2 protein-coding genes are annotated in these 3,325 nt (G+C 65.3%); one reads left to right on the top strand and one right to left on the bottom strand.

Going from position 1 to position 3,325, the window contains the following annotated elements; all coding sequences use genetic code 11:
* On the top strand, positions 1–259 hold a 259-nt coding region (locus RMO04_RS14205; RefSeq protein ID WP_309645424.1), incomplete at its 5' end, for a hypothetical protein.
* Between the two features lie 84 nt (positions 260–343).
* On the opposite strand, the gene RMO04_RS14200 is transcribed toward RMO04_RS14205, so the two are convergent.
* Positions 344–3,325 (bottom strand): DEAD/DEAH box helicase family protein (locus RMO04_RS14200; protein WP_309645423.1); only part of this gene is annotated, 2,982 nt, incomplete at its 5' end.

Here is a 3,325-nt window from a genome sequence, read left to right as displayed (position 1 = left end):
CGCCATCGAGGCCGAGCTGATCGAGCATGATCTCAAATGGAGCCCCGTAAAGGTCCTTGCAAAGATTTTTCCGGATGGTGTTGGGCCTTCATCAAATTGGCGTCTCTTCGTCGACTATCTGACCCGCGCCGGCGAAGTAATGCCTGAGGATGGCGTCCCATTTACAGCTATCGTTACCATCAGCGATCCAGCGGGCGAGCAGCCAGTTTTCAACGATATGCGCCAAAAAAGTACAAGCACTCGGTGCGCAAATCGCTGATATTCGAACAGCAGCACGAATTACGCCGCGCGTATGACGGATGCATTACGCAAATATTCGGAGGTTACGGAGTATTTACTGGCGTTATGCAGCCGCTGGATCACGCGCATGCTCAGCAAGATATGCGAGTTCTCGCTCCAGCATCTGCGGGTTCCGGCACACATGGAACGCCCAGCGTCCTAGCTTTCCCCAGTTGTTCACCGCCCGCACCCAGCGGCGCGCGCCTTCGTGCTTGGCGGTCGTCTGGTTGTCCTCGAAGCCCTTTACCTCGAGCACCAGCGTCAGATCCGGCTCGCCATTCGGTGTCGTCATGCGCACGAGGAAGTCGGGCTCGTAGCCGTGATCGACCCCGAGGAATTCATACGGGATGCTGAGGTCCATACCCTCATTCCGCGCGTAGAAGCGGATAAGCCCTTGCTGCGCCGCCTGCTCCAGCCGGAACGCTGCGCTCTGCTCCCATGCGGCGGTATCGGCGACGACGTGCCCGATGTGGCTGGCCATCGTCGCGAAGACGGGACGCTTCGTGCGGAACTCCACACCCGCGGTGCTGCCATTCTCCTGCGTGCGGTTCAGCAACGGCAGCAGCGGCGGCTCGCCCGATGAGTCGTCCGGCTGGATAGCGTCGCGCACTCGCTCCACCACCTGCCGCGCGTACTTCTCGAGGCCAAGCTCCGGCTCAGGTGCGCCATTGAAGTCTACCTTCCGGCGCACGTATTCCTCGACCACGCGGAACACCTGCGGGAACAGCGCGTGGCGTGATTGCAGCGCGAACACGCGCCGCTTGCGCCCCTCGGCACCGGACGTACCCGCCTGCGTCAGCTCCTCAACAATGCGCTGCGCAGCCTGAAACAGGATCGTCTGCAGGTGGACTGAGGCGTAGTAGGCCTCACGGTCCTGCTGGTGGAAGCCGAAGGGCGACTGCGTCTCTGCCATGCCGCCACCGACCTGCACGCCAACCTGTGGCCGCACGAAGGTGCCGGTGGGCTCGCGGTTCGGTTCGATGCGCAGCGGCTCCATCGCGCCGACATCGCAGCGGATCAGGTTGCGGCGGAGCGCAAAGGCATAGCCTTCCACCACCGGGAAGCGCATTTCCATAGCGGCCCGATCGGGCAGCGCCTTCACCAGGTTGGGCGGGGTGTCGTCCGGCTCGGGCTTGTTCACCGGCCTCCCGCGGAAAGGGATGACGGAGAACGGCACGCCGTAGACGTCGCAGTATTCCTCGGTCAGCAGCCCGGTGGCGGGGTCCGGCTTGTAATCCATCCGCCGCAGACCGCGGCCCACCACCTGCTCGCACAGCAGCTGGCTCGTGAAGGCGCGCAGCCCAAGGATCTGCGTGACGGTGTTGGCGTCCCAGCCTTCGGTCAGCATGGCCACCGAGACGACGCAGCGCACATGCTCGCCGGGCTCACCGGCCTTGCCGACCGTGGCGACAACGCGCCGCAGTTCCTCAGCCGCGTCGGCCCTCTTCTTGTCCGTCCCGCTGCCGCCAGCCTCGGCCTGCGCCAGCAGTTTACTGTCGATGCGGATTGTGACCTTCCGCTCTGCGGTGTTGCTGAAGAGGTCTGAGAAAACCTCGCCCTGCCCATAGACGATGCGCGGCTTTGGCTTCTTCCCACGCTTGGTGGTGGGCGCCTCCTCCTCGCTCTCGTCCTCCTCCAGGACCTCCACCACTTCGGCCTCTGTGACCGTCTCGATCACCTGCTCGCCGCTGATGCGGCGGTAGAATTCCTCGGCGATGTCGGTGTTGTCACAGACGATGATGACGCAGGGAGGCGTCCGGTCCACGCCTGGCTGTCCGGCGCGTATAAGGTCGAAGCGTTCCTTCCACTGCCCCATGATCTGGACCAGCGCGCCCTGCGCCTCGCGCCAGACCACATCCGGCTTCGGCTTGCCGGAGCGCCCGGGCAACTTCTCGCCAGGCTGCAGCCCGTCACGGATCGCTTCCCAAAGGCGGAAGTAGCGTGGGTCCGGCCGACCCGTCGTGTCCTGCACCGGCAGGCGCGGGATCTTTGTGATGCCGCTTTCGATTGCGTCGACCAGGCCGAAGTCGGAGACGATCCAGGGGAAGGGCTGGCCCTCGGGATACCCGCTGCCCTTGATGCGGAACGGCGTGGCCGAAAGGTCCACCACCATGGAAATGCCCGGCGCTTCGCCACCGGCCGCGTTCAGCCGATCGAGCCCGTCCACCCAGACGGTCGCCTCCTGCGCCTCATCCTCGAAGGCTGCCTTGTCGTCGCCGGTCAGGCCCGAGCCGACTGCCACACCAGGCGCCGGTCGCCAGCAATGGTGGCCCTCATCGTTGATGACCAGGATAGGCAGCCGGTCCGACGCGCTGCCCAGGATACGGCGCAGGAAATCCGCGGGGGTTTCCTCGCCCTTGTCCACGACGGCATAGGTCTTGTCTCCGTCCTTGTGCGGGCTTTCTGGCGCGAAGCGGTGCCAGTTTTCGACGATGACCGTCCCGCGCTGCAGCAGCGAGCGCCACTTCGCCGGTACGAGATTGAAGGCATCGTAGTAGTTGTCCGGCGCGTCGGGCTTCAGCACGCCCAGCCGCTCCTTCACCGTCAGGTTCGGCGCGCAGAGCAGGGCGACGTCCGGGTATTCCCGGCTCTCCGGGCTCATGCCGCGGTTCACGAAGGCCCAGGTGATCACCATGGCCGCGACCAGCGTCTTGCCGCTGCCGGTTGCGAGCTTGGTGCCCAGCCGGCGTAGCGGCTTCAGCGACGGATCGGCGGGCTTGTCGACGAGGGTCGGGAAAAACTCCGCTCCCTGCTTCAATTGGAATGCGGGGCCAGGTCGCGTGCCTGCCAGCAGCCGTCCGAGATCATCCTCCGTCAACTTCGGCGCGAAGCGCAGGCGGCTGGTGCGGCCGGTGAAGCGCATCTCCGCCAGGTAGATGATCGTCTCCACAGCCTCGCGCTGGCCGAAGAACAGGCGGCGTTCACGATCCTCACGGCCCCAGTGGCGGAGCAATTCGCGCGTGGCCAGCGTGGCGCCGCGGTTGTCGGCCTCCCGCCAGCGGCTCACATCGTCGCGCAGCAGGTTGGGCAGGGGCAGGTCGTCCTG

Source organism: Phenylobacterium sp., assembly GCF_031412415.1.
Classification (GTDB): domain Bacteria; phylum Pseudomonadota; class Alphaproteobacteria; order Caulobacterales; family Caulobacteraceae; genus Phenylobacterium.
The sequence above is the reverse complement of the archived record's forward strand: the minus strand, read 5'-3'. Positions and strand labels throughout refer to the sequence as shown.